The 26,112-nt window shown below is 60.0% G+C and carries 29 protein-coding genes; 11 read left to right on the top strand and 18 right to left on the bottom strand.

The genetic code is table 11. The features are described from left to right. Positions 1 to 17: 17 nt before the first annotated feature. Positions 18 to 1,223 (bottom strand): acetyl-CoA C-acetyltransferase, encoded by a 1,206-nt coding sequence (locus AC1D2Q_RS21175; RefSeq protein WP_477814432.1) that lies wholly within the window; start codon positions 1,221 to 1,223, stop codon positions 18 to 20. 580 nt (positions 1,224 to 1,803) lie between these two features. Between AC1D2Q_RS21175 and AC1D2Q_RS21170 the strand changes: the two genes are divergently transcribed. After that, positions 1,804 to 2,625, top strand: a complete 822-nt coding sequence (locus AC1D2Q_RS21170) for a c-type cytochrome (protein WP_477814472.1) — start codon at positions 1,804 to 1,806, stop codon at positions 2,623 to 2,625. A gap of 124 nt (positions 2,626 to 2,749) precedes the next feature. On the opposite strand, the gene AC1D2Q_RS21165 is transcribed toward AC1D2Q_RS21170, so the two are convergent. From AC1D2Q_RS21165 to AC1D2Q_RS21120, 10 genes are all read right to left on the bottom strand, one after another. Beyond that, on the bottom strand, positions 2,750 to 3,559 hold the full coding sequence (locus tag AC1D2Q_RS21165; protein WP_477814431.1) for a transglutaminase family protein: 810 nt from the start codon (positions 3,557 to 3,559) through the stop codon (positions 2,750 to 2,752). Continuing rightward, positions 3,556 to 4,506 (bottom strand): alpha-E domain-containing protein, encoded by a 951-nt coding sequence (locus AC1D2Q_RS21160; RefSeq protein ID WP_026286340.1) that lies wholly within the window; start codon positions 4,504 to 4,506, stop codon positions 3,556 to 3,558. The genes AC1D2Q_RS21165 and AC1D2Q_RS21160 overlap by 4 nt, the downstream gene beginning before the upstream one ends. A 12-nt stretch (positions 4,507 to 4,518) precedes the next feature. Further along, positions 4,519 to 5,928 (bottom strand): circularly permuted type 2 ATP-grasp protein, encoded by a 1,410-nt coding sequence (locus AC1D2Q_RS21155; RefSeq protein ID WP_007902187.1) that lies wholly within the window; start codon positions 5,926 to 5,928, stop codon positions 4,519 to 4,521. A gap of 379 nt (positions 5,929 to 6,307) precedes the next feature. Then, on the bottom strand, positions 6,308 to 6,649 hold the full coding sequence (locus AC1D2Q_RS21150) for a ribonuclease E inhibitor RraB (protein ID WP_477814430.1): 342 nt from the start codon (positions 6,647 to 6,649) through the stop codon (positions 6,308 to 6,310). A gap of 215 nt (positions 6,650 to 6,864) precedes the next feature. After that, the gene (locus tag AC1D2Q_RS21145; RefSeq protein WP_477814429.1) at positions 6,865 to 7,098 is read right to left on the bottom strand and encodes a hypothetical protein; all 234 of its coding nucleotides are present in this window, start codon (positions 7,096 to 7,098) and stop codon (positions 6,865 to 6,867) included. A 153-nt stretch (positions 7,099 to 7,251) separates the two neighbouring features. After that, positions 7,252 to 8,127: a polyamine aminopropyltransferase gene (gene speE / locus AC1D2Q_RS21140; RefSeq protein WP_007940801.1), complete on the bottom strand. Its 876-nt coding sequence runs from the start codon at positions 8,125 to 8,127 to the stop codon at positions 7,252 to 7,254. Positions 8,128 to 8,355: 228 nt separating this feature from the next. Further along, entirely contained in the window at positions 8,356 to 8,547 is a 192-nt protein-coding gene (locus AC1D2Q_RS21135) for a PLDc N-terminal domain-containing protein (RefSeq protein ID WP_007940802.1), read from the bottom strand. An 83-nt stretch (positions 8,548 to 8,630) separates the two neighbouring features. Further along, the gene (locus tag AC1D2Q_RS21130) at positions 8,631 to 9,161 is read right to left on the bottom strand and encodes a hypothetical protein (protein WP_477814428.1); all 531 of its coding nucleotides are present in this window, start codon (positions 9,159 to 9,161) and stop codon (positions 8,631 to 8,633) included. A gap of 151 nt (positions 9,162 to 9,312) precedes the next feature. Then, positions 9,313 to 9,831, bottom strand: a complete 519-nt coding sequence (locus AC1D2Q_RS21125) for an ankyrin repeat domain-containing protein (protein ID WP_477814427.1) — start codon at positions 9,829 to 9,831, stop codon at positions 9,313 to 9,315. A 111-nt stretch (positions 9,832 to 9,942) separates the two neighbouring features. Continuing rightward, on the bottom strand, positions 9,943 to 11,781 hold the full coding sequence (locus AC1D2Q_RS21120) for a long-chain-acyl-CoA synthetase (RefSeq protein WP_477814426.1): 1,839 nt from the start codon (positions 11,779 to 11,781) through the stop codon (positions 9,943 to 9,945). Between the two features lie 354 nt (positions 11,782 to 12,135). Between AC1D2Q_RS21120 and AC1D2Q_RS21115 the strand changes: the two genes are divergently transcribed. Next, a complete protein-coding gene (locus AC1D2Q_RS21115; RefSeq protein WP_477814425.1) occupies positions 12,136 to 12,414 on the top strand; it encodes a DUF3509 domain-containing protein in 279 nt (92 codons plus the stop codon). A gap of 75 nt (positions 12,415 to 12,489) precedes the next feature. Here the strand turns inward: AC1D2Q_RS21115 and mtnC are convergent, their stop codons facing one another. From mtnC to aroC, 5 genes are read right to left on the bottom strand one after another with little or no spacing between them, the layout of a single operon-like run. Beyond that, a complete protein-coding gene (gene mtnC / locus AC1D2Q_RS21110; protein ID WP_477814424.1) occupies positions 12,490 to 13,173 on the bottom strand; it encodes an acireductone synthase in 684 nt (227 codons plus the stop codon). A gap of 4 nt (positions 13,174 to 13,177) precedes the next feature. Continuing rightward, a complete protein-coding gene (locus AC1D2Q_RS21105; protein ID WP_477814423.1) occupies positions 13,178 to 13,723 on the bottom strand; it encodes a 1,2-dihydroxy-3-keto-5-methylthiopentene dioxygenase in 546 nt (181 codons plus the stop codon). 10 nt (positions 13,724 to 13,733) lie between these two features. Continuing rightward, on the bottom strand, positions 13,734 to 14,354 hold the full coding sequence (locus AC1D2Q_RS21100) for a methylthioribulose 1-phosphate dehydratase (RefSeq protein ID WP_477814422.1): 621 nt from the start codon (positions 14,352 to 14,354) through the stop codon (positions 13,734 to 13,736). Then, positions 14,351 to 15,502, bottom strand: a complete 1,152-nt coding sequence (locus AC1D2Q_RS21095) for an MFS transporter (RefSeq protein ID WP_477814421.1) — start codon at positions 15,500 to 15,502, stop codon at positions 14,351 to 14,353. The genes AC1D2Q_RS21100 and AC1D2Q_RS21095 overlap by 4 nt, the downstream gene beginning before the upstream one ends. 28 nt (positions 15,503 to 15,530) lie before the next feature. Then, positions 15,531 to 16,622, bottom strand: a complete 1,092-nt coding sequence (gene aroC, locus AC1D2Q_RS21090) for a chorismate synthase (protein ID WP_477814420.1) — start codon at positions 16,620 to 16,622, stop codon at positions 15,531 to 15,533. Between the two features lie 85 nt (positions 16,623 to 16,707). Here aroC and AC1D2Q_RS21085 point away from each other — a divergent pair, with 85 nt between their 5' ends. Continuing rightward, positions 16,708 to 17,718, top strand: coding sequence for an alpha/beta hydrolase (locus AC1D2Q_RS21085; protein ID WP_477814419.1), 1,011 nt, complete (start codon positions 16,708 to 16,710; stop codon positions 17,716 to 17,718). 87 nt (positions 17,719 to 17,805) lie between these two features. After that, a complete protein-coding gene (locus AC1D2Q_RS21080; protein WP_019648220.1) occupies positions 17,806 to 18,597 on the top strand; it encodes a hypothetical protein in 792 nt (263 codons plus the stop codon). 102 nt (positions 18,598 to 18,699) lie between these two features. Here AC1D2Q_RS21080 and prmB read toward each other — a convergent pair whose 3' ends face one another. After that, positions 18,700 to 19,608: a 50S ribosomal protein L3 N(5)-glutamine methyltransferase gene (gene prmB / locus AC1D2Q_RS21075; protein ID WP_028941057.1), complete on the bottom strand. Its 909-nt coding sequence runs from the start codon at positions 19,606 to 19,608 to the stop codon at positions 18,700 to 18,702. 238 nt (positions 19,609 to 19,846) lie between these two features. On the opposite strand from prmB, the gene AC1D2Q_RS21070 reads away from it, so the two are divergent. The 5 genes from AC1D2Q_RS21070 to AC1D2Q_RS21050 all read left to right on the top strand — a co-directional run bounded on the left by AC1D2Q_RS21070 (position 19,847) and on the right by AC1D2Q_RS21050 (position 22,635). After that, positions 19,847 to 20,437, top strand: a complete 591-nt coding sequence (locus AC1D2Q_RS21070; protein WP_007940817.1) for a cysteine hydrolase family protein — start codon at positions 19,847 to 19,849, stop codon at positions 20,435 to 20,437. Positions 20,438 to 20,573: 136 nt separating this feature from the next. Continuing rightward, a complete protein-coding gene (locus tag AC1D2Q_RS21065) occupies positions 20,574 to 20,894 on the top strand; it encodes a hypothetical protein (RefSeq protein ID WP_019579704.1) in 321 nt (106 codons plus the stop codon). Between the two features lie 87 nt (positions 20,895 to 20,981). Next, complete coding sequence (locus tag AC1D2Q_RS21060; protein WP_008005647.1) at positions 20,982 to 21,539, top strand: Smr/MutS family protein; 558 nt, start codon at positions 20,982 to 20,984, stop codon at positions 21,537 to 21,539. Between the two features lie 77 nt (positions 21,540 to 21,616). After that, on the top strand, positions 21,617 to 22,162 hold the full coding sequence (gene folE / locus AC1D2Q_RS21055; RefSeq protein WP_007940820.1) for a GTP cyclohydrolase I FolE: 546 nt from the start codon (positions 21,617 to 21,619) through the stop codon (positions 22,160 to 22,162). 101 nt (positions 22,163 to 22,263) lie between these two features. Beyond that, a complete protein-coding gene (locus tag AC1D2Q_RS21050) occupies positions 22,264 to 22,635 on the top strand; it encodes a glutathione S-transferase N-terminal domain-containing protein (RefSeq protein WP_018925194.1) in 372 nt (123 codons plus the stop codon). Between the two features lie 99 nt (positions 22,636 to 22,734). On the opposite strand, the gene AC1D2Q_RS21045 is transcribed toward AC1D2Q_RS21050, so the two are convergent. Continuing rightward, entirely contained in the window at positions 22,735 to 23,901 is a 1,167-nt protein-coding gene (locus AC1D2Q_RS21045) for an aminotransferase-like domain-containing protein (protein ID WP_477814418.1), read from the bottom strand. A gap of 81 nt (positions 23,902 to 23,982) precedes the next feature. On the opposite strand from AC1D2Q_RS21045, the gene AC1D2Q_RS21040 reads away from it, so the two are divergent. Beyond that, a complete protein-coding gene (locus tag AC1D2Q_RS21040) occupies positions 23,983 to 24,429 on the top strand; it encodes a MarR family winged helix-turn-helix transcriptional regulator (protein ID WP_477814417.1) in 447 nt (148 codons plus the stop codon). Positions 24,430 to 24,744: 315 nt separating this feature from the next. Beyond that, positions 24,745 to 26,094 (top strand): NCS2 family permease, encoded by a 1,350-nt coding sequence (locus AC1D2Q_RS21035; protein WP_019648216.1) that lies wholly within the window; start codon positions 24,745 to 24,747, stop codon positions 26,092 to 26,094. Positions 26,095 to 26,112 lie beyond the last annotated feature (18 nt).

Below are 26,112 nucleotides of genomic sequence, written 5' to 3'. Positions count from 1 at the left end.
GGCAATGTTCCTAGGGCTCAGAGGCGTTCGATGATGGTGGCAATGCCCATGCCGCCGCCGACACACAATGTCGCCAGGCCATAGCGCAGGCGCCGGGTTTCCAGTTCATCGAGCAGCGTGCCGAGAATCGCGCAACCGGTGGCGCCGAGCGGGTGGCCCATGGCGATGGAGCCGCCGTTGACGTTGACCTTGTCCGGGTCGATGGCCATGTCCTTGATGAACTTGAGCACCACCGAGGCGAACGCTTCATTGACTTCGAACAGGTCGATGTCTTCGACCCGCAGCCCGGCCTTGGCCAGTGCCTTGCGGGTCGCTGGCGCCGGGCCGGTGAGCATGATGGTCGGGTCGGTGCTGGTGACCGCCGTGGCGACGACCCGCGCCCGTGGCTGCAAGCCCAGCGCCCGGCCCTTCGCTTCGGAGCCGATCAGCATCAATGCCGCGCCATCAACGATCCCGGAACTGTTGCCCGGTGTGTGAACGTGGTTGATCCGCTCGACCTGGCTGTACACCCGCAATGCCGTGGCGTCGAAGCCCATTTGCCCGATCATTTCGAAACTCGGCTTGAGCTTGCCCAGGCCTTCCATGGTCGAATCGGCGCGAATGAACTCATCGTGATCGAGCAGGATGATGCCGTTCTGGTCCTGCACCGGCACCAGCGACTTGTTGAAGGAACCATTCGCCCGCGCCCGAGCCGCCTTCTGCTGCGAGTGCAACGCGAAGGCATCAACGTCCTGACGACTGAAACCTTCGATTGTCGCGATCAGGTCGGCGCCCACGCCCTGGGGTGTGAAATGGCTGTGCAAGTTGGTTTCCGGGTCCAGCGCCCAGGCCCCGCCGTCGCTGCCCATGGCCACGCGGGACATCGACTCGACGCCACCGACCACCACCAGATCTTCGAAGCCGGAACGCACTTTCATCGCGCCCAGGTTCACTGCTTCCAGCCCCGACGCGCAGAAGCGATTGAGCTGCATGCCGGCCACGCTGACGTCCCAATCGGCCACCTGTGTGGCGGTCTTGGCGATGTCGGCGCCCTGATCGCCGATGGGCGTCACGCAGCCCAGCACCACGTCGTCGACCTGACTGGTGTCCAGGGAGGTGCGCTGCTGCAACGCCGTCAGCAGCCCGGCCACCAGGTTCACCGGCTTGACGCTGTGCAAGGCGCCATTGGGCTTGCCTTTGCCACGGGGCGTGCGTAACGCGTCGAATATCAAAGCTTGGGTCATGGCGTTCTCGAACCTGAGGGTGATCTCTATACCCTCACCTTATGCCGAGCAGCCGTGGATTCAATGACCACAGCGCTCATTGGGGTTGACGGTCACGCTCAGACGAACGGTAGTCAGCTATCGGATTAATCGATTCGCGTCACCAAGCTGTCTAGCCAACGGGCGCCCAAGAAGCTGGCCATAGGCCTCATGTCTTTTTAGCAGCGATTAGCGCTAAGCCCATACGAAATGGATCTAAGCCAAGCGTGACGCGGGCCCTAATGTAAACCTGTACGAAGTTGTCGTCGGGTTTTGCCGAGGCTCTCGTCCTACAGGAAGTGCAGCGCTCTGCCGTCATGGAGATATGCAGGCAGGCAACCAGGAAATAACAAAAAAGGCGGTCAAGCCATGTTCAAACATTCGAAAGTACGTCAAGCCGGGCTCATTCTATTTGCTACTACGCTGTTGTTGATTTTGCCGAACCTGACCAAGGTGCTTGGCTGATCGAGCAGCTGGGGTTTTCATTTCGCCTGATAAAAATGTGACTGGCTCGCTATCCGGGCCGGCGTGGCTGTGCCAACCTTTGCGGCACTTCCACGACATGGACGACGATCACTTGAAAGCGCTCATTCTGTTTGGGGCCTTGCTGCTCAGCACGCCTCTGTCTGCCGCGCAGCTGAATCTCGAGGTGGGCGCGAGCCCTCGCACCTGGCAGACCGAGGAATTGCTCAAGCATCCTCAGGCTCAAACCATCACGATCACTAACGACGTTTCCTATAAACGGGACATGAGCTATCGCGCCGTGCCGTTGGCAGCGTTGTTGACGGGCATCAAGCCTGACGACCACTTGCAAGCCGTGGCCCTGGACGGTTTTGCCGCCGAACTGGCCGCCGCGCCGTTGCTCAACACCCAGGGCGCGCGGGCCTGGCTGGCGATTGAAGACCCGGCCAAGCCGTGGCCGCCGCTGTCCGAGGGCAAGCCCAGTGCCGGGCCGTTCTATCTGGTCTGGACCGATCCACAGGCGGGCAATATCAGCCCCGAGCAATGGCCGTTCGAAGTCGCGAGCATCAAGCGTATGGCCCCGGTGGCCGAGCGCTTCCCTGCCCTGTTACCCGATCCTGCGCTGAAGGCGGACGATCCGGTGAACAAGGGCTTCGCGCTGTTTCAGAAGAATTGCCTGGCGTGTCATCGACTCAATGGCGCGGGGGACGCGCAGTTCGGGCCGGACCTGAATATTCCGTTCAACCCGACCGAGTATTTCGGCGCGGACTTCCTCAAGCGTTACATTCGTGACCCGCAGAGCTTGCGCCAGTGGCCGCAGGCGAAGATGCCGGCGTTTGCGACGACGGTGTTGCCGGAGGGGGATCTGGAGTTGTTGGTGGGGTATTTGAAGCACATGGCGGGACGCAAAGTGAAGCCGTAGTCAGTGATCATTCCCACGCGCAGCAAAGGAATGCAGCCCGTGACGCTCTGCGTCACATCCAAAGCCGAACGCGGAGCGTCCGTAGAGGCATTCCCACGCGGAGCGTGGGAACGATCGGTGTAGCTTACTGCTGCTGGACGGAGATCACCGGCGCAGGCGTCGGCGAGACCGATACCTTGGCATGCATCTGCTCATACCCACCGCCACGGCGCATGCCACGCACCGGGCAGGCGTCCAGGTAGTCCAGACCCACGGCCAGTTTCAGGTGACGCTCAGGCCGGGCCAGTTCGTTGGTCACATCGAAGCTATACCAGGCGTCATCCAGCCAGGCTTCCGCCCAAGCGTGACTGGCCAGGTGCTCGCTGTTCTCGCTGTACAAATACCCCGACACATAACGCGAGGGGATGCCCAGGCTGCGGGCGCAGGCGAGAAACGCATGGGTATGGTCCTGGCAGACCCCGGAACGCCCGGCGAAAGCTTGCGCGGCGCTGGTCTCCACTTCGGTGGCACCTGGCGTGTAGGTCATGTGCTGGTTCAGGCCATGCATCAAATCGATCAGCGCCGTGCGATCCCGCCGTTGCTTGCACGCCTTCTCGGCAAACGCGCGCAGGGCTTCGTCGGCTTCGGTCAGCCGGGTAAAACGCAGGAACGGCAGCGCCGACTGACTCTCGTGCTCGGCTTCGCGCAGCTCGTCGATGTCGACTTGGCCACGGGCGCCGATAATGATCGCCTCATGCGGCTCGTCCAGGGTCAGCACATGCAGGATGTTGCCGAACGGATCGAGTTGCGCACGCACCGGGCGCGGCAGGTCGAGTTGCCAGCTCAGCACGTGCTGGCGCTCGCTGTCGTGGGGTGTCAGTCGCAGGTACTGGATGCTCGCCCGCACCTGATCTTCGTAGTGATAGGCGGTCTCGTGGCTAATGGAAAGTCTCATGCAGCCTCCAGATAGGAACTGTGTATGGCATTGCCCAACTGGCGCACCAGCGGGATGAACTCGGTCAGCCAGGTGTGCAGGCCTTCGTCGAGGATTTCGTTGATACCGGTGTAGCGCAGGCGCGCGTCCATTTCCGCCGCCAGGCGTTGTGCGGGACGGCCGTTGGCCCCCGGTAGTTGAGCGAGAATCTGATCGACCTCTTCGGTGCAGGCTCGCAGGGATCGCGGCACATCGGCGCGCAGCAACAACAGCTCGGCCACATGCCGGGCGCCGGGGGCGTCGCGGTAGATTTCGGTGTAGGCCTCGAACGATGACAAGGCCCGCAACAAGGCGCTCCATTGGTAATAGGCGTGGGCCGTACCGTCGCTGACTGCTTCGGCTTGATCGCCGGCCATTTCGTAACGGGCATCAAGCAGGCGCAAGGTGTTGTCGGCCCTTTCGATAAAGGTGCCCAGACGAATGAAGCGGAACGCGTCATTACGCATGATCGTGCCGTAGCAAGCGCCGCGGAACAGATGGGAACGTTCCTTGATCCACTCGCAGAAACGGCTCATGCCGTAGCGACTTAAGCCCTGCTCGGCGATCCCGCGAATTTCCAGCCAGGTGGCGTTGATGTTTTCCCACATGTCGGCGGTGATTCGCCCACGCACCGCATGGGCGCTGGCTCGCGCGGCACCGAGGCAGCTGTAGATGCTCGCCGGGTTGGCCGCGTCCAGGGCGAAAAAATGCAGCAGCCGTTCGGCATGCAGATCGCCGTGGCGCGCGAGGTAATCGTCCAGGGTGCCGGTGATCAGCAACGGCATGGCCAGTTCGTGCAAGCCGTCGCCACGACCGTCCTGGGGCATCAGCGACAGCGAATAACTGATGTCGAGCATCCGCGCGAGGTTTTCCGCCCGCTCCAGGTAACGCGACATCCAATACAGATCCGAGGCAGTTCTACTTAACATGGCAGGCTTCCTTCAATCCTCGACCACCCAGGTGTCCTTGGTTCCGCCGCCCTGGGACGAGTTCACCACCAGGGAGCCTTCACGCAAGGCGACACGGGTCAAACCGCCGGGCACAACCCGGGTCTCGCGGCCAGACAATACAAACGGACGCAGGTCGATGTGGCGCGGAGCAATGCCGTTTTCGACAAAGGTCGGACAGGTCGACAACGACAACGTCGGTTGCGCGATGTACGCGTGGGGCTTGGCTTTGATCCGCTCGCGGAAAGACTCGATTTCCGCCGCCGTCGCCGCCGGCCCCACCAGCATTCCGTAACCGCCGGAGCCTTGGGTTTCCTTGACCACAAGCTCCGGAAGGTTGGCCAGCACGTGGGACAGTTCAGAAGGATTACGACACTGCCACGTCGGCACGTTCTTCAGGATTGGCTCTTCATCGAGGTAGAAACGAATCATGTCCGTGACGAAGGGATACACCGACTTGTCGTCCGCGACTCCGGTGCCGATGGCATTCGCCAGCACCACATTGCCGGAGCGGTAGGACGACAGCAGCCCCGGAACGCCGAGCATCGAATCGGGGTTGAACGCCAGCGGATCGAGGAACGCATCGTCGAGGCGACGGTAGATCACATCGACCGCTTTCGGCCCGTCCGTGGTGCGCATGAACACCTTGTCGTCGCGCACGAACAGGTCCGCGCCTTCCACCAGTTCAACGCCCATTTCCCGAGCGAGGAACGCATGCTCGAAAAACGCACTGTTGAAACGCCCCGGCGTCAGCACCACCACGCTCGGGTTGTCGATCGGGCTGGAGCTCTTCAGGGTGTCGAGCAACAGGTTCGGGTAGTGGTCGATCGGTGCGATGCGCTGGGCCGCGAACAACTCGGGGAACAGGCGCATCATCATCTTGCGGTCTTCGAGCATGTAGCTCACGCCGCTGGGGGTACGCAGGTTGTCTTCGAGCACGTAGTACGTGCCGTCGCCATCGCGCACCAGGTCGACGCCGGAAATGTGCGAATAGATATCGCGGTGCAGATCCAGACCTTGCATCGCCAACTGATACTGCTCGTTGGCCAGCACTTGTTCGGCCGGGATGATGCCGGCCTTGATGATGCGCTGCTCGTGATAGAGGTCGGCAAGGAACATGTTCAATGCCTTGACCCGCTGAATGCAGCCGCGTTCGACGACCCGCCATTCACTGGCGGGGATGCTGCGGGGGATGGTGTCGAAGGGAATCAGGCGCTCTGTCCCCTGCTCATCACCATAGAGCGTGAAGGTAATCCCGGCACGATGAAATAACAGATCGGCCTCGCGTCGCCGTTGTGCCAGAAGCTCGTCAGGCGTTTCGGCCAGCCAACGGGCAAACTCCCGATAATGCGGACGGACCTGGCCGCCGGCATCGTACATCTCATCAAAATAGGTGCGGATCATGCCGTACTCCTTGTCACCCGGACGTCCAGACCTTCGCAAGGCCCGTGCCATCGGCATAAACGCTTTGATATCAATCAGTTGGATAATGTCGCTGCGCGCACCGCACCAATCCTGTGCGGTAATTGCCCCACCCTGATCGCCCCCGCTTCATGGCGAAGCAATGCTGTCGCCTATCAGCAGCATAGTCAGAGTTGATTTCACTGCTCGGGAGGGAGATGCGGATAATCCGTGCATTCGTTGCAAAACTTATCGTTCTTCCCTTTTAGCCGCCTGTTCAGGTGGCTTTTTTTGTCCGTTTGAAATGTGGCGAAATAAAAAGATCGAAACAAAAACGGCCAACCCAAAGGTCAGCCGTTACTAAGTGTCACTGTTCATAAGCTTATGCGAGTAGCCCTCGTATCTCCTGTTTGACGCCCCATCCTTCGATGATGCCCCCCAGAGGCTCGACCACCGCCTCGAAGTCCTGCTCAAAGTCGCCGATCCCGTCGTAGGTGGCGTACATCACTTTGCTCAGCTCCAGCGACCACGCGCCGTCGTCACGCACGCTGATCTGGGCATTCAAGGATTCACCACAAAAATGACCTGCTGCCCTGCGGGCCCGCTCCTCGTCCGGGAAAATGGCGTAGAACTCGATGGGATGGAAACGTGAAAAGTCGAAACCGCCTTCTTTCATGCGGCGCAGCACGCTGCTGCTGATGTCTTCTTGATAGGCTGTGCTCATGAAACGTCCCCCTCAGACTGATGGATAGACTTTCCGTATTCCCTGCACTTTCAACCGATTGGTGAGAGCGATACGGCAACAGAGGTTGCCGCCGGGAAACAAGCATGTAGCTGACAAGACCAGACCTTAGCGAGTCATTCGCTGATCTCGCTTGCAGAGTAGCCGCAAGACAGAGCCGCTGCCAAGGCCTGCTGGTGAATGTGACAAGAGGTGTATCAGATCGGAGTAATACTGAGGATTTCAATGCTGTACTGGGATTTCAGGCTTTTGACGGTCGGATCATCGGTGCGACCCTCCAGATCATTGAGGTCCAGTTCGGCAGCGACCGGCAGGCGCCGGTCGAGAATGAGTTTGGCGGCTTGCTCGCTGTTCGGGCATTCCTCGCACTCGAAGAGTTCGTCGACTGTTTCACCGTGATCGTCCACGAAAGTGATTTTCCACTTTTGCATCGGTGCCTCCTCGATAAAACCCATCGATGGGCTTACATCTATCTCGACTCGTGCATTGGCCGATCGTTCCAAGGGATCCTAAAAGCGAGACATGAAAAAGGCCGTCACCCGCGTGCTTCACACCGGCGACGGCCTTTTCCGGTCGACGAAGCGTCAGTCGTTGCTGGGTTTGTTCACCGCTTGCAGCACGTATTGCGGCAAGGCGAAGGCACCGATGTGGATTTCCGGGTTGTAGTAGCGGGTGACGATGCCGCTGCCGGCGAAGCGCTGTTGCAGGGTTTCGCGGGACAATTTGCGATAGGCGGTATCGGTTGCGCCCCAGGCGAAGGTCATCGCGCCGCCGATGTAGGTCGGCACCGCCGCTTGATAGAAGTGCCAGTCCGGGAACAGGCTGCGCAGGCGGCCGGCGGTGGTTTTGACTTCTTCGATTTGCATGAACGGGGTGCCGTTCTGGGTCACCAGAATACCGCCTTCATTCAGGCAGCGGTGGCAAGCCTGGTAGAAGTTTTCGGAGAACAGCACTTCGCCCGGACCGATCGGGTCGGTGGAGTCGGAAATGATCACGTCGAACTTTTCGGTGGTGGTGGCGACGAAGCGCATGCCGTCGTCGATCACCAGGTTCAGGCGTGGATCATCGAACGCACCCTTGGAGTGGTTCGGCAGGAATTCCTTGCACATGTCGACCACGGTGCCGTCGATTTCGACCATGGTGATGTGTTCGACGCTGCGGTGCTTGGCCACTTCACGCAGCATCCCGCCGTCGCCGCCGCCGATGATCAGCACGCGCTTGGCAGTGCCATGGGCGAGGATCGGCACGTGGGTGAGCATTTCGTGGTAGATGAATTCGTCGGCTTCGGTGGTCTGGATCACGCCGTCCAGCGCCATCACCCGGCCCATGCGCGGGTTTTCGAAAATCACCAGGTGCTGGTGTTCGGTGCGCACTTCGTGCAGCAGTTTTTCCATGCGAAAACGCTGGCCATAGCCTTCGTAGAGGGTTTCCAGGTACTCGCTGGTTGGGGTATTGCTCATGGGAAGTGCTCCGATGAATGCGGGTGGCAACGGACGGTTACCCGCCCATGATGGCCAATCGATCGCCTCGATTGGCCGGGAAAGGCGCGCATTCTACGTCGCGGAACATGACAGGTCGAACCTCACGTGATGACTCGGCCCAATCCCTGTGGGAGCGGCGGTGCGACGATTCGACTTGCCCGCGACATAGAATCTCCCACAGGTTCGGTGTTGCTTGCGCGAAACCGGTCAGATCCGCACATCGCCCCTTGGCCCGGCGATGGCCCAGATGATCAGGCCCAGCACCGGCAGCAGCAGGATCAACAGCACCCAAAGGACTTTCATCCCGGTTTCGGCGCCACTTTTAAGCACGTTGATGATGGCCCAGATATCCAGGGCAAAAATAATCAGGCCGATCAGGGTGTTGAACGTGGAACCCATGGTGTCGCTCCAAAAAAATGGTAGGCACTCTTAGGATAGTCGGGCCTGGCGAGGGTTCCGTTTTATTACCGTTGTAGACGGCTTCAGACGTGGATGGCCACTTTCAGGGCTTCCAGGGTGGGCGCGGCGGCGATGCCGACTTCGGCGCACAACTCCAGCACCCGTGGCACGTCGTTGCCATAGACCAGCACCACTTGCAGCTCGTCGTCGAGCAACTGGCTGAAATTCATCAAGGTGTAGCCACCGTTTTCCTTGTTCAGGCTGCTCATCTGCACCTGAATGCGATTGAGTGCCGTGAGAGCTTCGGTTTTGGCCAGTTGCTTGGGCTTGATATTGAACTCAACGCCGGGGCCGAACGAGGCGACGATCTGCGCGAACAGGTCCATGTAGGTGTCGGCCTGAAACAGCACGGTTTCCGGCAGACTGCCGACGACAACCCACTCGCCCAACGGGATCGGGAAGGTCTCGTCGTAGTTGATGTCTGGATTGGCCGCCAGAAAAGCCTCGGGATCGGCGTAGGCCTGAGCCGCTTCGTCAGCGATTTTCAGGATTTCGTCCTCGCCCATGCACCCGGAGCTGATTTTGCTGATGAGTTCGACGAGTGCGGTTTTCATGAGGTGGATCCTGTAGCGAGGGAATTTTGAGGGCGCGAAGGATAGCGCAGGTTAAGCGCAAAGACGAAAAGATCGCAGCCTTCGGCAGCTCCTACATTGGCATGACGTGCGCTCTGTAGGAGTTGCCGAAGGCTGCGATCTTTTAATGTGATCAGCCGAGCAATTTCTGCAGCTGAGCCGTAGTATCCACCGCCCCCATGGTCTTGGCCGCGTCCAGCGCAGACACGCCATTGGCGTCCTTGGCTTTCGGATCGGCGCCTTTGCTGATCAGGTAGTCGATGATTTCGACGCGGTTGAACATCGCCGCCATCATCAGCGCAGTGCGACCGTCGAAGGACGAACCTTCCACTTCAGCGCCCCCCTCAACCAACGCCTTGACCACTGCCAGATCACCCTTGAATGCCGCGCCGGCAATCGGGCTCTGGCCGTTGTCGTTGCGAATCTCGGGATCGGCCTTGTGTTCGAGCAGGACTTTTACCGTGTCGACATGGCCGTGGTACGCGGCGAGCATCAGTAAAGTGTCGCCCTTGTGGTTGCGCAGGTTCGGCGGCAGGCCCTTGGTCAGCAGCGCAGCCATCATGGCCGCATCACCCTCGCGCGCTTTGTTGAACACCTGTTCGGCAAATTCAGCAGCCTCTTCGGGGGTCATCTGGCGGCTTTTGTCTGACATTGGGGACTCCACATTCGGTCAATCGGAAAGCCGATAGTTTCCCGAGCAGCCCGGAACCTGTCACTTGTTTTTTCTCATGGAGGACCATAGCCAGATTCAATAACGACACGTTCAATAGCGGTACTTGCCTCCGTAAATATCCGCCAGCACCTGCTCGGTGACTCGCACGTAGGTTTCGGTGCCCGGCAGCCAGGCATAAATCGGGTCATCGCCGGTTTGGCTCGGGTCGAAGGCTTCGTCCTTGAGCCGGGTCTTCTGGTATTTGAAGGTCCCGGTGGTTTCCATTTTCACTTTCACCCGTAGGAACAGTGGCACCGCATAGGCCGGCATTTGTTGCCTGGCGAACGCCAGCAACTCACTGAAATCCAGGGTCGCCAGGGATTCGGCCGGTGTAATGGCCGCCATTCCCGCCCGCCCGTTGGTGTTGTGGATTTCCACGCCATAGGCCACGGCTTCGGCGATGTGCGGGTGTTGCAACAGGATGTTCTCGACCTCGGTGGTGGAGACGTTTTCGCCCTTCCAGCGGTAGGTGTCACCCAGGCGATCGACAAACTGCGCGTGACCGAAACCGATGTTGCGCAGCAGGTCACCGGTATTGAAGTAACGGTCGCCCTTCACGAACACGTCATGGAGCACCACTTTTGCGGTCTTCTGCGGATCGGTGTAGCCGTCCAGAGGCGCCTTGTCGTCGATCCTCGCCAACAACAGCCCCTGCTCGCCCTTGGCCACTTTGCGCATGAAGCCGTTGGCATCCCGCGTGGGGGCGCCGCTGTCGTGATCGTACGCCACCAGCTCCCAGGACATCAGGGAAAAGCCAATGGTGTTGTCGAAGTTGAGGATGTTGGTGAAACCAATATTGCCGTCGCTGGCGGCGTACAGCTCGCAGATATGGTCGACGGCAAACCGCGTCTTGAACTCGCTCCACGCGCCAGGGCGCAGACCATTGCCGATCATCTTCGTCACGCTGTGCCGACTGTCGTCGACGCTGGGCGGTTGATCCACCAGGTAGCGACACAGCTCGCCGACGTACCCGAGGGTGGTCGCCCGGTATTTGCGCACGTCGCTCCAGAACTGGCTGGCGCTGAACTTGCGGCGGATGGCAAACCCCGACGCCCCGCTGATCGCCGAGCCCCAACACACGCAGAGCCCGGTGGCGTGGTACAGCGGCAAGGTGCAATAGACGACGTCCTGCGGCTGCATGTCCAGGGCGATCAGCCCGAAGCTGGCGGAGCTGCGCATCCAGCGGCCGTGCTTGAATACCCCGGCCTTGGGCAACCCGGTGGTGCCCGAGGTGTAGATATAGAAGCAAGGGTCGTCGAAAAAAACCTGTCGGCTGCTGGCGGGATTGTCGGCGGACGTGCCGCAGCTGGCCGTCATCAGGTTAATGAAACCATCGGGCGATTTGCCCGGATCGCGATAAGTGTCTTGATCGGCGACAAACCAGATGCGCGCCGCATCGATGGCCACCCGCTCGCGGACCGCATTGAAGGCCGGAACCAGCTCTTCTCCGACCACAATCGCTACGGGCGCCACCAGGTTCAGGCTATGAGCCAGGGTATCGCGGGTCTGGGAGGTATTCAGCAAGGCGCTGATCGCACCGACCTTGGCCACCGCCAATATCGTCACCAGCAGTTCCACACGGTTCTCGATAAACACCGCGACCACATCGCCCTTGCCGATGCCTTGGGCAATCAGGTGATGGGCGATGCGATTGGCCCACTGATTGGCCTGTGCATAAGTAAGTATCACGTCGCCCTGCAGCAATGCCGGGCCATCGGGGTTGCGCAACGTCGCCTGCTCGAAGCTCCAGCCGAGACCACACGGTTGGGTCGGATCCTTGACGTTGGCGACTTTCATGCCCTTCACCACGCGGGGGATGGCTTTGGCAATGGAAGGCAGCTTGCGGAGCATCATGCCCCAGGTAATCGTGTCGTGCAGCGCGCGGCTCATGGTTGCTCCCGTTCGATCTTTTTATTGTCGGGTGGCGTTGATTGAGGCCGAAAATACGTCAGGGCTTCTTGAGCTGTACACGCGGTTTTTGCAATGTTTTGTATCCGCGACCGAAGCGTTCGGCCGAACATTGGAAAAGCGGAACACTGGCGTTGTGATTGGTTCCATCGAGTTGACGGCGACCACGCAAAATGCAGGATGCACGATGGTCATTCATGCAAATTGCACGAAAGCAAAAAAAACATGAATATTTAAGTTATTGATTTATATAGATTTTAAAAAAATCAGACACTGGCACAATCACTGCAACTACCTCTCCATGTTGCCCTTCAAGCAATCACGGAGCCGATAGACATGAACCTGATCCAGGAAAAATTTTCGTCGCTGTTCTCCAACTTCGAAGTGACCACCCAGCCACGCCCTGATGGCGGCATTCTGCTGACCCTGCGCAGTCAGGAAGGCAAAGTCTTCAAACGTTCGATTTCCTACCAGCAATTGCATGCCGGCGATCAGCTGTCGTGGGTGATCAGCGCGATTCGCCGTGACATCGCCGAACAGGCCAGCGAACTGCCACAGATCTCCATGCTGCAAAGCCAGCAACGGTTCGCGCTGCCGACCTATCACTCGGCATAAACCTTCACAGCGCTATAAACGATCAGGCCGTGAGAGCTTTCGCTTCACGGCCTGAGTTGTTTCTACGGCTGATGTTTAAAAGGCAGAAGGACTGATCCGCGCAAAACTGTCCACCGTCACATGCCCTGCCAATTCCCCGCCTTCACGGGCCAGGCCACAGGTTGCCATGCCGGCCGTGCGCGCAGCATCCAGTTCCTGAACGATGTCGGACAGAAACAGAATCTGCGAAGCCTCGACACCAATCGCCTGGGTGATGCGCTCGTAGGACTGCGCTTCGCGCTTGGGCCCTGAAGTGGTGTCGAAATAGCCGCTGAACAGTGGCGACAAATCCCCCGCCTCCGAACAACCGAAAATCAGTTTTTGCGCCTGAATCGACCCCGAGGAATAAACAAACAGTTGATAGCCTTCCTGATGCCAGCGCTTCAGCGCTTCAACGGCGTCCGGGTAAACGTGGCCTTTCAACTGCCCGGCCTGATACCCCTGCTCCCAGACCATGCCTTGCAACGCCTTGAGCGGCGTGGCCTTGCGGTCTTCGGCGATCCAGCCCAGAAGAATGTCGATAACCCGCTCGACGTCGGCTTGCGGGTCACCGCTGTCACGCCGAACAGCGGCGAGCTGTTCGGCGACGTCAGCGCGTTCGGCATTTTCGCGAACGAAGTCCGGCAGGTGTTTGGCCGCGTACGGAAACAATACGTCGAACACAAAACTCACCGCGCTGGTGGTGCCTTCGATGTCGGTGAGAATCGCTTTGATCGGCATCGGTTCAGTCCTCAAGACACGGGAAGTGGCTGGCGATGTCATCGCCGGTGAAGTTGGCCACCCAGCCTTCGGGGTTGTTGAACAGGCGGATTGCGACGAAATGCGGGTTTTCACCCATGTCGAACCAGTGCTTTGTGCCGGCTGGCACCGAGATCAGGTCGTTCTTCTCGCAGAGCACGGCGTACACGTAATCGTCGATGTGCAGGGTGAACAAGCCACGGCCAGCGACGAAAAATCGCACTTCGTCTTCGCCATGGCGGTGTTCATCGAGGAACTTGGCGCGCAGCTCGGCTTTTTGCGGGTGATCGCTGTTCAGGCTGACTACGTCGACGGTGATGTAACCGCGCTCGGTCATCAGCTTGTCGATTTGCTCCTGGTACGCGGCGATCACTTCTTCCTGGCTGGCGCCGGGCTGGATTTTCGCCGCGGCTTGCCAACGGTCGAAACGCACGCCCTGCTCGGCCAGGGTCGAGGCGATGTCTTCGAAGTGGGTCAGCACCTTGTTCGGCAGGTCGGGGCTACTGACGTGGTAAACGGACAGGCTGCTCATGGGCGATTCCTCAACGATTCAAGATGGAGAGCGTCTTCAACTCGCACTCGAACAAAAATTCAAAAGCCTCGATCTGCCGCAGTGCATCGCTCATGCGCGCGCCCCACGTGTAGAGGCCATGACCGCGAATCAGGTAGCCGACGCAATCAGGGTGGGCGTCGAGCCAAGGCTGCACCTTGGCGGCCAGCCGCGCAATGTCCTGGTCGTTGTCGAAAATCGGCACGCGCACCCGGGACTCGTGAGTCGAAACGCCGCTGAAGGCTTTTTGCAGCTCGTAGTCTTCGAACTCGATGAAGTCTTCCGGCGTCAGGCGCGACAGCACCGTGGCGTTCACCGAATGGGTGTGCAGCACCGCGCCGATCTCCGGGCGCCAGCTATAGAGCTGAGTGTGCAACAGGGTTTCGGCGGACGGTTTCTTGCCCGGTTCCAGGCTGTTGCCTGACAAGTCGGTGGCCAGCACATCGTCCGGGCCCAGTTGGCCCTTGTGCTTGCCGGACACGGTCAGCAAGGCTTCGGTCGGCGACAGACGGGTCGAGTAATTGCTGCTGGTGGCCGGCGACCAGCCGCGGCCATACAGAAAGCGCCCGGCGTCGATGATTTCCTGGGCGAGGTGTTCACGGGTAAGGCTCATGGCCTGTCCTCTTGCATACGTGTGGCAATGATAACGGCAGCGGCGAAGGCTGCGAGGCTGGCAATACTAAAGGTCAATGTGGCGCCGAGGGCATTCCAGCTGTAGCCGGAATACAACGCACCCAGTGCACCGCCGGTGCCGGCCAGCGCGGCATACAACGCCTGGCCCTGCCCTTGCTGGCGCGCGCCGAAGCTACGTTGCACGAATTGGATGGCAGCGGCGTGAAAGCTGCCGAAGGTGGCGGCGTGCAGCACCTGGGCGAACAGCAACACCCAAAGGAACTCGGCAAACGAACCGAGCAACAACCAACGCAGGGCCGCCAGCAGGAAACTCGCCAGCAGCACCCGGCGTACCGAGAAGCGCGCGAGAATCTTGCTCATGAACAGAAACATCAAGACTTCGGCGACCACGCCGACCGCCCAGAGCATGCCGATCAGCCCGCGACTGTAACCGAGTCGCTCAAGGTGCAAGGTCAGAAAGGTGTAATACGGCCCGTGGCTCATTTGCATCAACGCCACGCACGCGTAAAACGCCAACACCCCGGGGCTGCGCAATTGCTGGAGGAATCCCTCCCCCGTCAACCGTTCACCCTGAACCGGTTGCGCGTTGGGTACCCAGAGACTGCTGACGACGATCCCGGCCATGATCAACACCAGCGCCACCGGGTAAATGTCGAGACTCAGCCATTCGAACAATCGGCCCAGCGCCACCACGGTGATGATGAAACCGATGGAACCCCACAGGCGAATCTGACTGTAGCGCGAGGTCTGCCCCCGCAAATGAGCCAGGGTGATGACTTCGAACTGCGGCAATACCGCGTGCCAGAAGAACGCGTGCAAGGCCATGACCATCGCCAGCCAGGCGTAGCTTTTACTGACGAAAATCAGCGAGAACGTCAGCAGCGTGCACACCGCGCCGAAACGCACGATGGCCAGCCGTCCCCCGGTGTAGTCACCGAGCCAGCCCCAGATATTCGGCGCCACGCAGCGCATCAGCATCGGGATCGCCACCAGTTCGCCAATGCGCGCGGCGCTGAAACCCAGATGATCGAAGTACAGCGCCAGAAACGGCGCTGTCGAACCGAGCAAGGCGAAATAGAACAGGTAGAAGCTGGAAAGCCGCCAGTACGGGAGCGCCGCCACCGTCATCAGACTGCAGCGGCTTTCAGATCAGCCATTAAAGCTGCCCCAACACCGGAGTGCTCACGCGCACATCGGCGTTCTGCCCGCGGTGACGCAGCAAGTGGTCCATCAGCACGATGGCCATCATCGCTTCGGCGATTGGCGTGGCGCGGATGCCGACGCACGGGTCGTGACGGCCCTTGGTAACGACCTCCACCGGGTTGCCATGGATGTCGATGGAACGGCCTGGCGTGGTGATGCTCGATGTTGGCTTGAGCGCCAGGTGCGCAACGATCGGCTGACCCGACGAAATGCCACCGAGAATGCCGCCGGCGTTGTTGCTGAGGAAACCTTCCGGGGTCATTTCATCGCGGTGTTCAGTGCCACGCTGGGCGATGCTGGCAAAACCGGCGCCGATTTCCACGCCCTTGACCGCGTTAATGCTCATCAGCGCGTGGGCCAGTTCGGCGTCGAGGCGGTCGAAGATCGGCTCGCCGAGGCCCGGCATCACGCCTTCGGCGACCACGGTGATCTTCGCGCCGACCGAATCCTGGTCGCGACGCAACTGGTCCATATAGGCTTCCAGCTCCGGCACTTTGTCCGGGTCGGGGCTGAAGAAAGCGTTCTCTTCCACCGAATCCCAGGTCTTGAACGGGATTTCGATCGGGCCGAGCTGGCTCATGTAGCCACGAATGACGATGCCCTGGGTGGCCAGGTACTTCTTGGCAATCGCGCCGGCTGCCACGCGCATGGCGGTTTCACGGGCCGAGCTGCGACCGCCGCCGCGGTAATCGCGCTCACCGTATTTGTGGTGATAGGTGTAGTCGGCGTGGGCCGGACGGAACAGATCCTTGATCGCCGAGTAGTCCTTGGACTTCTGGTCGGTGTTGCGGATCAACAGGCCGATGGCGCAACCGGTGGTGCGCCCTTCGAATATGCCGGAGAGGATTTCGACTTCGTCGGCTTCCTGGCGCTGGGTGGTGTGGCGGCTGGTGCCGGGCTTGCGGCGGTCCAGGTCGCGCTGCAGGTCCTCAAGGGAGATCTCCAGGCCCGGCGGGCAGCCATCGACAATGGCGACCAACGCCGGACCATGGCTTTCGCCCGCGGTGGTGACAGTGAACAGCTTGCCGTAGGTATTGCCGGACATGCAGGACGCTCCGTGAAATCGAACCTAAAATACGTAATGCGCGCCAGTATACGCAGGCTACCCAAGTAGTTCATCCTCGAACCTTATGGGTGCCTGCGAGTCCAACCGGCACCTTGTTGATGATGGCGTGATGATGCTGCGAGTTCTAGCCTTGAGCCTTACCCTGTTTACCGGTCTTCTTTCCAATGTAGCCCAGGCCACCGTCCTGCAACGTCCCATCACCCTGGACACCGGCAGTGGCGAGCTTTTCGGCTCGCTGTTGCTGCCCAAGTCCGACACGCCAGTACCGGTTGTCCTGATCATTTCCGGCTCCGGTCCTACGGATCGTGACGGAAACAACCCCGACGGCGGGCGCAACGACAGCCTCAAACGGCTGGCTTGGGTGCTGGCCAAACACAACATCGCCAGTGTGCGTTACGACAAACGCGGCGTGGCGGCGAGCCTTGCGGCCACGCCGGATGAACGCAACCTGTCGGTGGAAGCCTATGTGGCCGATGCCGTGGCCTGGGGGCAGAAGCTCAAGGCCGATCCGCGCCTGGGCAAACTGATTTTGCTGGGCCACAGCGAAGGTGCATTGATTGCCAGCCTGGCGGCGCCAAGTGTCGACGCCGCGGCGGTGATTTCCCTGTCCGGCAGCGCCCGGCCGATCGATCAAGTGCTGCGCCAGCAGTTGAGCAATCGCCTGCCACCGCCATTGATGCTGCGCAGCAATGAACTGCTCGACAGCCTCAAGGCCGGCCACACCGACGACAACGTGCCGCCGCAGTTGCAGGTGATTTTCCGCCCCAGCGTGCAGCCGTACCTGATTTCACTGTTCCGCCAAGACCCGGCGGCGGCCTTCGCCAAACTGAAGATGCCAGCACTGATCATTCAGGGCAGCAACGACATCCAGGTCGGCGTGGGTGACGCCAGGGCGCTCAAAGCCGCCAAACCGGACGCCGAACTGGCACTGATCGAAGGCATGAACCACGTCATGCGCATCGTGCCCAACGACGTGAAGCGGCAATTGGCCTCCTATAAAGATCCGCAATTGCCCCTGGCGGCGGAACTCGGCGCACGAATCCTCGGATTTATTGACGGACTTCGCCCCAGTTAAGCTCCAGTCCTGAAAAAAACGGCCGATAAGCCTTTGTCGCCAGCGCTATGACTGGCGGCAACAGGGCTTGGACAGGATCTCGCCGTTATGACTGATACCCAGACTTCACCCGACTCCACCGCTGAAAAAGACACACCGCCAGCGGTCGAGCTGCCGTGGGCGGACGTCCACGTCGAGCACCACAAAATGCTCCGCCTGGCGCCGTTGCAAACCGACCGTAACACCGGCGGCCGACCGCTGCGCTTTGTCGAATTCGGTTACGCCGAACGCAACAGCAAGGAGCACAGCCTGCTGCGCATGGCCATCAAGCTGCCAGGCCAACGGGTACGCAAAGAACAGAATCATCTGGATGTGTGGGTCGATCACGCCGCCAAACGCGTGCATTTCGCTCCGGATAGCGGCTTGCAGATAGAGCCGATGAACCGTGGCATCGGGCGCTATATGGCGGCTCAAGGCATCACTTGGGCAAAGAAACGATGGCCCGCCTACACCGTCGACGGCACTGACCTGAACAACAAGGATGCGTTGAACGAAGACACGCGCCTGCGCCGCGATCACTTTCTGCGGGTGCACGGTTTTGACGTGGCCTACGCCGATGCCCAGCATTTGAAGGGCAGCGTCAAAGAGGTGCAGATCGGTGATTTGCTGGGCGACTGGAACAGCGAAAAGCTGCAACAGGTGGAAATCCTCGAAGCCGCGCAGATGCTCCAGCAAGCCGAGCAGAACCTGGCGGAACAGGAAGTCAAACTGAAGAAACACGAAGAAAAGGTCAGCAAGTACAAGCGTGAAGACGCCGGGTTGCGCTTTACCATTACCTGTCTGGTGGCGTTCGCGGTGTTTCAGGCGGGGTTGTTGATCTGGATTGCCACGCACCGGTAATCGGAGCCAGGCCTAAAAAGATCGCAGCCTTCGGCAGCTCCTACACTGGTTTGTGTACACCTGTAGGAGCTGCCGAAGGCTGCGATCTTTTGCTTTTAACGGTCAGACGCGAGAAGCGAACAGCGCCTGATGATCGCGGCACTGCTCGGCGGTCAGCATGAACACCCCATGCCCACCGCGCTCGAACTCCAGCCAGGCGAAATCGACTTCCGGGTACAACGCCTCGACGTGAACCTGGCTGTTACCCACCTCGACGATCAACAACCCCTTCTCGGTCAGATGATCCGCCGCTTCGGCAAGCATGCGGCGCACCAGGTTCAAACCATCGTCGCCACAGGCCAGGCCCAGCTCCGGTTCATGCTGGTATTCGTCCGGCATGTCGGCGAAATCTTCCGCATCGACGTAAGGCGGGTTCGACACGATCAGGTCGAAACGTTGCCCTGGCAAACCATCGAAACCATCGCCCTGAACGGTGAACACGCGCTCGTCGACACCGTGGCGCTCGATGTTCTGGTTAGCCACTTCCAGTGCTTCGAACGACAGGTCGGCCAAAACCACTTCGGCGTTCTGGAACTCATAGGCACAGGCGATACCGATGCAACCGGAACCGGTGCACAAGTCGAGAATGCGCGCAGGTTCGGCACCCAGCCACGGCTCGAAACGTTTTTCAATCAGCTCGCCAATCGGCGAACGCGGGATCAGCACGCGTTCGTCGACAATGAACGACAAGCCGCAGAACCAGGCTTCGCCCAGCAGGTAAGCGGTCGGAATGCGTTCTTCGATGCGGCGCTTGAGCAAGCGTTGCAGATTGACCAGCTCATCGTCCTCCAGACGGCAGTCCAGATAGCTGTCGGCGATTTCCCACGGCAAGTGCAGCGCACCCAATACCAGTTGACGGGCTTCGTCCCAGGCGTTGTCGGTCCCATGGCCGAAAAACAGATCCTCCCCATGGAAGCGGCTGACGGCCCAACGGATATGGTCACGCAGGGTACGAAGTCGGGAAGTGATCACGGGGTAAACTCCAGAAAAAACGACTGACGATTCTAACAGCCAAAAGGCGCCGCGACGACGCAGGAAAAACACCGGATCAGATGTAGGACCCTTCTATTTTTCCAGCCAGCTATTGAACAGAACGAGTATCTTGACAAGGCTGCGAGCCAGCAACGGCGGTGCCTGCGATGGAAGCGATTCACAGAAGCGCTCAGCCAGAGGACAATGCCGCAAAAGCCCCACCCGAAGGAGCCCCAGAATGTCCGTTCCAAAAACGATGTTTCAACTCAGCGGCCGTGGTTACGCAGCGGCCAATCTGGGTCATGCGACCCTAGTCATCATCGATGCCCAGAAAGAATACCTCAGTGGTCCGCTGGCCCTGAGCGGCATGGATGCTGCCGTCGCGAACATCAAACACCTGCTGGCCGCTGCCCGTGCAGCCGGTCGGCCAATCGTGCACGTGCGTCACCTCGGCACTGTCGGTGGGCTGTTCGATCCCCAGGGCGAACGAGGTGAGTTCATCCCGGGCCTGGAGCCACAGGGCGACGAAACCGTCATCGGCAAATTGCTGCCAAGCGCGTTTCACGGCACCGAACTGTACGATCGCCTGCAACAACTGGGCTCGCTCGACCTGATCGTTTGCGGTTTCATGAGTCACTCCAGCGTCAGCACCACCGTGCGTGCGGCGAAGAACCTGGGCTTTCGCTGCACCCTGGTGGAAGACGCCTGCGCGACGCGGGATTTGCCTTGCAAGGGCGGGATCCTCAGCGCCGAACACGTTCAGCAGACCGAAATGGCGATCATGGCAGACAACTTCGCCACCCTCGCCCTGACCCGCGATCTGATCTGATCTGATCGACCGTCGATGAGCGGCCCATACCGCCGCTCATCCGCAAAAGCCTCTCATTTGCCGTAATTGCCCTAGCCTCAGGAACATCCCGGTCAACTCCCGGTCGAAGGGCCGATACCCATTGAGGAAGGTCGGAATGAAGTTATCCGATGGTTTTGATGCACGCCGCTTGCGGCCCAAGGGCCAACGCAATTGGCGATTTCGCTTCGGCGCAGCGTTCGCTGCCCTGCTGGCGATGTGCGGTGTATTGCTGGCGATGGCCGGCGCGGCCAGCCTGCTGGGGCGGCCACCGGCGTTGGGCGAGTTGAATGCCAGCCCGCTGGGCTCGTCGATCATTCTGGCGGTGGGCGTGTTCGTGCTGTACCTCGGCGTGTTGCTATGGCGCCGCTGCCGTCGCCGTTCGCGCCAGTCGCGAGAGCTGAACATCGCCCCGCACCTGATGAAAAAACACGACTGAATCAAAGGCCCGGCGTTTTGACGGGCCTCAATTGTTATGGATAGCGCTCCGACTTGGGTAAACTGCCCCCCCTTCGCGGAGGCTGACATGCAAGACGACGATTTTTCCCTGTTCAAAAGCGCGATCCAAGGCGTCAAGCCGATCAAGCACGATCGCGCCGAAACCGGCAAACCCAAGGCCGACCGCGCGCAAATTGCCAAGCTGCGCCAGGCCGCCACTGTGCGCACCGATGCGACCACCGTTGACGGGCTGTCCGATCAGTTTGTGATTGATGTCGGCCCGGAAGACGAGCTGATGTGGGCGCGTGACGGTGTTCAGGAAAGCCAGATGCGCAAGCTCAAGATCGGACAGATTCCGTTCGAAGGCAGCCTCGACCTGCATGGCATGAACGTGGAAAAGGCCCGTGAAACCCTCTGGGCGTTTCTGGCCGAAGCAACTAAATTCGAAATCCGCTGCGTGCGCGTCACCCACGGCAAAGCCGTGCGTCTGGACGGCAAGCGGCCGATGATCAAGAGTCACGTCAACACCTGGCTACGTCAGCATCCACAGGTGCTCGGCTTCACCTCGTGCCAGCCGAAACACGGCGGCGCTGGAGCGGTTTACGTGATGCTTAAACGAACCATGATGGAAGGTCGCGACGAGTAAAGCTGTCGCTTCACGCTTGCAGCGCCGTGTTTGCCACCGTACCCTTGCCCTTTGCGTTAAATCCCACAGGTAGTTTCATGTCCCTGGAACAGAATTACACCGAGATTCTCGGCCAATTGGGCGAGGATGCCTCCCGCGAGGGCCTGCTCGACACGCCAAAACGTGCCGCCAAAGCCATGCAGTACCTCTGCCGCGGTTATGAACAGACGCTGGAAGAGGTCACCAACGGTGCCTTGTTCAGCTCCGACAACAGCGAGATGGTGCTGGTCAAGGACATCGAGCTCTACTCGTTGTGCGAGCACCACCTGCTGCCGTTCATCGGCAAGGCGCACGTTGCCTACATCCCGAGCGGCAAGGTACTGGGACTGTCGAAAGTCGCGCGGATCGTCGATATGTACGCTCGCCGCCTGCAGATCCAGGAGAACCTCAGCCGCCAGATCGCCGACGCGGTCCAGCAAGTCACCGGCGCCCTGGGCGTGGCTGTGGTGATCGAGGCCAAGCACATGTGCATGATGATGCGCGGTGTGGAGAAACAGAATTCGACGATGATCACCTCGGTGATGCTCGGTGAGTTCCGCGAAAACGCGGCCACCCGCAGCGAGTTTCTCAGCCTGATCAAGTAATTCGCAGCACGAAGAAAACCGGCACTGATCGCCGGTTTTTTTTCGCCTGCGAAAAATCAGGTAAGCTGCGCGCCTTCTGTTTGCCCTGAGAGACTTCTACCGTGTTCGTCAAAGCGCTTCGTGTCGGCCTCGGCCAACTGATCATCTTCATCGATTTCATCACCCGCCCTGGCAAGAAGCAGCGCCCCGCCGCCGCTCAGGCTCAGGTCGAAGCAGCCGCCAAGGACCTGACCCTGTATCAGTTCCACGCCTGTCCGTTCTGCGTGAAAACCCGCCGCACCCTGCGTCGCCTGAACGTTCCGGTGGCCTTGCGCGATGCCAAGAACAACGAACAGGATCGCCAGGCCCTGCTGGAGCAAGGCGGCAAGATCAAAGTGCCGTGCCTGCGCATCGAAGAGAATGGTCAGACCACCTGGATGTATGAGTCCAAGGTGATCATTGATTATTTGGATAAGCGGTTTGCTGCGGTCTGACGCTTCTGTGGCGCCGGTATAAACACCGCAAAACCCGAACAAAAATAAACCGGCCGATTGGCCGGTTTATTCGTTTCTACCCCTCTCCCACCAACAGCCTCAGGCTGCTTGCGCTGCCTTGGCCTGACGCACCACCGCTGCCAATCGCTTGAGCCCTTCGTCCAGCCGTGCCGGGTCAATGTGACTGAAATTCAGCCGCAGATGGCCGGGGTTGTTATCCGGCTCAGGGAAAAACGGTTCGCCCGGCATGAACGCCACATCCGCCGCCAGCGCAGCTTTGAGCAGCGTGCGGGTATCCAGCGGCTGCTTGAGCGTCAGCCAGAAAAACAGCCCACCCTGCGGCACGTTCCAATCCGCCAGATCGGAAAAGTGCTTTTCAAGTACCGACTGGAACGCATCCCGACGAACCCGGTAGAAGTCCCGCAACTCGCCCAGGTGCTGCTGGTACTTTTCAGTACCGATCCATTGCAGCGCTTGCCACTGCCCGATGCGGTTGGTGTGCAGATCGGCCGATTGCTTGAGCCGCAGCAAATGCGGGAACAGATCCGGACTGGCAATCAAGTAACCGACCCGCAGGCCCGGCAACAGGGTTTTCGACACGGTGCCGGTGTAGATCCAGCTGGCCTTGGTCAAGCGGCTGACGATCGGCGTGGCGCTGCCGCCATCGAAGGTCAGTTCGCGGTAGGGTTCGTCTTCGATCAGGGTCACGCCGAATTCGTCGAGCAACGCTGCCACCGCGTCGCGCTTGGCTTCGCTGTAGCGCACCGCCGACGGATTCTGAAACGTCGGGATCAGGTAGATGAACGCTGGCTTGTGTTGTTCCAGACGGCTGCGCAGTTGCGCCAGGCTCGGGCCATCAGCCTCCAGCGGGACGGTGATGCAGTCGGCGCCAAACAGCTGAAAAATCTGCAACGCCGCCAGGTAGGTCGGCGCTTCAAGCAGAATTTCGGTGCCTTTGTCGATGTGGAGCTTGGCCGCCAGATCGAGGGTTTGTTGCGAACCGCTGACCACCAGCACCTGACTCGCCTCGCACGGCACGCCCAACGCCCGGGCTTCGGCCGCCAGCGCTTCACGCAGTGCCGGCTCGCCTTCGCTCATCCCGTATTGGCCCATGGACAGCGGCATGTCCGCCCACTCGACTTTCGGCAGCATGGCTTCGGCCGGCAAACCGCCGGCGAACGACATCACTTCCGGGCGCTGGGCGGCGGCGAGGATTTCACGGATCAAAGAACTTTTAAGGCGCGAGACACGTTCGGAAAAAGCCATGGGGTCACCGGTAGCGAGGCCTGAGGAGAATGAGTCAAACTGATTGACCGAAATTACGACAGACCGAGCGGATACGTCAACATGCTTGACCTTAAAAACCCCACCACCCAGCAACAAGCCATGGAAGCGTTCTTCTTCGGCTATCAGGCCTTCACCGCCAAGGCTGATGAAATGCTCGAGCGTCGCGGCTTGAGCCGGGTGCATCAGCGCATCGTGTTTTTCATCGCGCGTTATCCGAACCTGAGCGTCAAGGAGTTGCTGGCGTTGCTCGGCGTGACCAAGCAGGCGCTGAACATTCCGCTGCGGCAGTTGGTGGAAATGCATTTGGTGAACAGCGTGGCGTCCGAGACCGACAAGCGTAAGCGGCTGCTGGAACTGACCGTCGAAGGCGCGCGGTTCGAGCAGTCGTTGCGGCGCGAGCAGGTGAAATTGCTCGAGCGGGTGTTTGCCGAGGCTGGGGAGACAGCGGTGAATGGATGGTTGACGGTGAATCTCGCGCTGGGTAAAGCCCAGGTCTTTCCAAGCTGATCGTTCCCATGCTCTGCGTGGGAATGCATCCCGTGACGCTCTGCGTCACATCAACGGCGGACGCAGAGCGTCCATGGCGGCATTCCCACGCAGAGCGTGGGAACGATCGTCTATAGCCGATATATCCCAATCAACAAACTTTTCGTCTACAAAATCAAAAACATTATTTGCTTTATTTGTATACAAAAGCATAATTCGCTTCGTGCGAGTTCCTGACCATAAGGTCAACAAATTCGCAAGTACCTCAAAGGGTCGCTGCCACCCTCATGGGTCCGGCCCTGGAAATAACAATAAAACTCTTGAGGAGTACTCGCTGTGGAAAGCCGCAAATCCGAAGCCTCGACGCTGGAACTCTCGCCGCCGTTACGCAATGGCTGGCTGGAGCGCATCTTCAAACTCAGCTTGCACGGCACCACGGTGAAGACCGAGCTGATCGCCGGTCTGACAACCTTCATCACCATGGCCTACATCATCTTCGTCAACCCCAACATCATGGCCGACGCCGGGATCGATCACGGTGCCGCGTTCGTGGCCACCTGCATCGCCGCCGCGCTGGGCTGCCTATTGATGGGCCTGTACGCCAACTGGCCGGTGGGCCTGGCGCCGGGCATGGGCCTGAACGCATTCTTCACCTACACCGTGGTCGGCACCATGGGCTACAACTGGGAAACCGCCCTCGGCGCGGTGTTCGTGTCCGGTGTGTTGTTCATGTTCCTGACCTTTTCCCGGATTCGTGAATGGCTGCTCAATAGCATTCCGGTGAGCCTGCGCTTTGCCATGGGCGCGGGTGTGGGCCTGTTTCTGGGGCTGATCGGCCTGAAAACCGCGGGCATCGTCGTCGATAGCCCGGCCACTCTGATCAAGCTCGGCTCCCTGCGCGAGCCCGGTCCGCTGCTGGCTGCCATCTGCTTCCTGATGATCGCCGTGCTCAGCTACCACAAAGTGTTCGGCGCGATTCTCATCAGCATCATCACCGTGACCCTGGCCGGCTGGGGTCTGGGCCTGGTGCACTACGAGGGCATCATGTCGGCCCCGCCGAGCCTGGCACCGACCTGGATGGCCATGAACATCGCCGGCGTGTTCAACGTCAGCATGATCAGCGTGGTGCTGGCCTTCCTCTTCGTGCACATGTTCGACACGGCCGGCACCTTGATGGGCGTCGCCCAGCGCGCCAACCTGGTGAACGCTGACGGTCGGATCGAAAACCTGTCCCGCGCCATGAAAGCCGACAGTGCCTCCAGTGTTTTCGGGGCGGTGGTGGGTGTTCCGCCGGTCACCAGTTACGTGGAAAGTGCCGCGGGTGTAGCCGCTGGTGGTCGGACTGGTCTTACCGCCGTGACCGTAGGTGTGCTATTTATTGCCGCCATGTTTTTCGCACCGCTGGCTGGCATGATCCCCGCTTATGCAACCGCCGGTGCGCTGATTTATGTAGCGATGCTGATGATGGGCGGCATGGCGCACATCGAGTGGGACGAAGCGACCGACAGCATTCCAGCGATCGTCACCGCGATCATGATGCCGCTGACCTTCTCGGTCGCCGACGGCATCGCGCTGGGCTTCATCACTTACGTGGCGCTGAAGGCCGGCACCGGTAAGTACAAGGAAATATCCGTCAGTCTGTGGGTGCTCTGCGCGATCTTCATCGCCAAGTTCATCTTCTTGTAAGCGTCACGCGGGACGCGT

The sequence above is a fragment of the Pseudomonas sp. P1_A1 genome (assembly GCF_056406935.1).
This window is presented reverse-complemented; position numbering and strand designations above follow the sequence as displayed.

What these genes read in the sequence shown, in the direction of transcription:
- AC1D2Q_RS21105 (WP_477814423.1), bottom strand. Translation starts at nt 13,723, where the DNA reads ATGAGCAGCCTGTCCGTTTACCACGTCAGTAGCCCCGACCTGCCGAAC.
- AC1D2Q_RS21160 (WP_026286340.1), bottom strand. Translation starts at nt 4,506, where the DNA reads ATGTTAAGTAGAACTGCCTCGGATCTGTATTGGATGTCGCGTTACCTG.
- AC1D2Q_RS21130 (WP_477814428.1), bottom strand. Translation starts at nt 9,161, where the DNA reads ATGAAAACCGCACTCGTCGAACTCATCAGCAAAATCAGCTCCGGGTGC.
- AC1D2Q_RS21170 (WP_477814472.1), top strand. Translation starts at nt 1,804, where the DNA reads ATGGACGACGATCACTTGAAAGCGCTCATTCTGTTTGGGGCCTTGCTG.
- AC1D2Q_RS21040 (WP_477814417.1), top strand. Translation starts at nt 23,983, where the DNA reads ATGCTTGACCTTAAAAACCCCACCACCCAGCAACAAGCCATGGAAGCG.
- AC1D2Q_RS21165 (WP_477814431.1), bottom strand. Translation starts at nt 3,559, where the DNA reads ATGAGACTTTCCATTAGCCACGAGACCGCCTATCACTACGAAGATCAG.
- AC1D2Q_RS21065 (WP_019579704.1), top strand. Translation starts at nt 20,574, where the DNA reads ATGAAGTTATCCGATGGTTTTGATGCACGCCGCTTGCGGCCCAAGGGC.
- mtnC (WP_477814424.1), bottom strand. Translation starts at nt 13,173, where the DNA reads ATGCCGATCAAAGCGATTCTCACCGACATCGAAGGCACCACCAGCGCG.
- AC1D2Q_RS21125 (WP_477814427.1), bottom strand. Translation starts at nt 9,831, where the DNA reads ATGTCAGACAAAAGCCGCCAGATGACCCCCGAAGAGGCTGCTGAATTT.
- AC1D2Q_RS21070 (WP_007940817.1), top strand. Translation starts at nt 19,847, where the DNA reads ATGTCCGTTCCAAAAACGATGTTTCAACTCAGCGGCCGTGGTTACGCA.
- speE (WP_007940801.1), bottom strand. Translation starts at nt 8,127, where the DNA reads ATGAGCAATACCCCAACCAGCGAGTACCTGGAAACCCTCTACGAAGGC.
- AC1D2Q_RS21155 (WP_007902187.1), bottom strand. Translation starts at nt 5,928, where the DNA reads ATGATCCGCACCTATTTTGATGAGATGTACGATGCCGGCGGCCAGGTC.
- AC1D2Q_RS21145 (WP_477814429.1), bottom strand. Translation starts at nt 7,098, where the DNA reads ATGCAAAAGTGGAAAATCACTTTCGTGGACGATCACGGTGAAACAGTC.
- AC1D2Q_RS21120 (WP_477814426.1), bottom strand. Translation starts at nt 11,781, where the DNA reads ATGAGCCGCGCGCTGCACGACACGATTACCTGGGGCATGATGCTCCGC.
- AC1D2Q_RS21150 (WP_477814430.1), bottom strand. Translation starts at nt 6,649, where the DNA reads ATGAGCACAGCCTATCAAGAAGACATCAGCAGCAGCGTGCTGCGCCGC.
- AC1D2Q_RS21080 (WP_019648220.1), top strand. Translation starts at nt 17,806, where the DNA reads ATGACTGATACCCAGACTTCACCCGACTCCACCGCTGAAAAAGACACA.
- AC1D2Q_RS21100 (WP_477814422.1), bottom strand. Translation starts at nt 14,354, where the DNA reads ATGAGCCTTACCCGTGAACACCTCGCCCAGGAAATCATCGACGCCGGG.
- AC1D2Q_RS21135 (WP_007940802.1), bottom strand. Translation starts at nt 8,547, where the DNA reads ATGGGTTCCACGTTCAACACCCTGATCGGCCTGATTATTTTTGCCCTG.
- AC1D2Q_RS21060 (WP_008005647.1), top strand. Translation starts at nt 20,982, where the DNA reads ATGCAAGACGACGATTTTTCCCTGTTCAAAAGCGCGATCCAAGGCGTC.
- AC1D2Q_RS21175 (WP_477814432.1), bottom strand. Translation starts at nt 1,223, where the DNA reads ATGACCCAAGCTTTGATATTCGACGCGTTACGCACGCCCCGTGGCAAA.
- AC1D2Q_RS21085 (WP_477814419.1), top strand. Translation starts at nt 16,708, where the DNA reads ATGGGTGCCTGCGAGTCCAACCGGCACCTTGTTGATGATGGCGTGATG.
- folE (WP_007940820.1), top strand. Translation starts at nt 21,617, where the DNA reads ATGTCCCTGGAACAGAATTACACCGAGATTCTCGGCCAATTGGGCGAG.
- aroC (WP_477814420.1), bottom strand. Translation starts at nt 16,622, where the DNA reads ATGTCCGGCAATACCTACGGCAAGCTGTTCACTGTCACCACCGCGGGC.
- AC1D2Q_RS21095 (WP_477814421.1), bottom strand. Translation starts at nt 15,502, where the DNA reads ATGACGGTGGCGGCGCTCCCGTACTGGCGGCTTTCCAGCTTCTACCTG.
- AC1D2Q_RS21045 (WP_477814418.1), bottom strand. Translation starts at nt 23,901, where the DNA reads ATGGCTTTTTCCGAACGTGTCTCGCGCCTTAAAAGTTCTTTGATCCGT.
- AC1D2Q_RS21115 (WP_477814425.1), top strand. Translation starts at nt 12,136, where the DNA reads ATGAACCTGATCCAGGAAAAATTTTCGTCGCTGTTCTCCAACTTCGAA.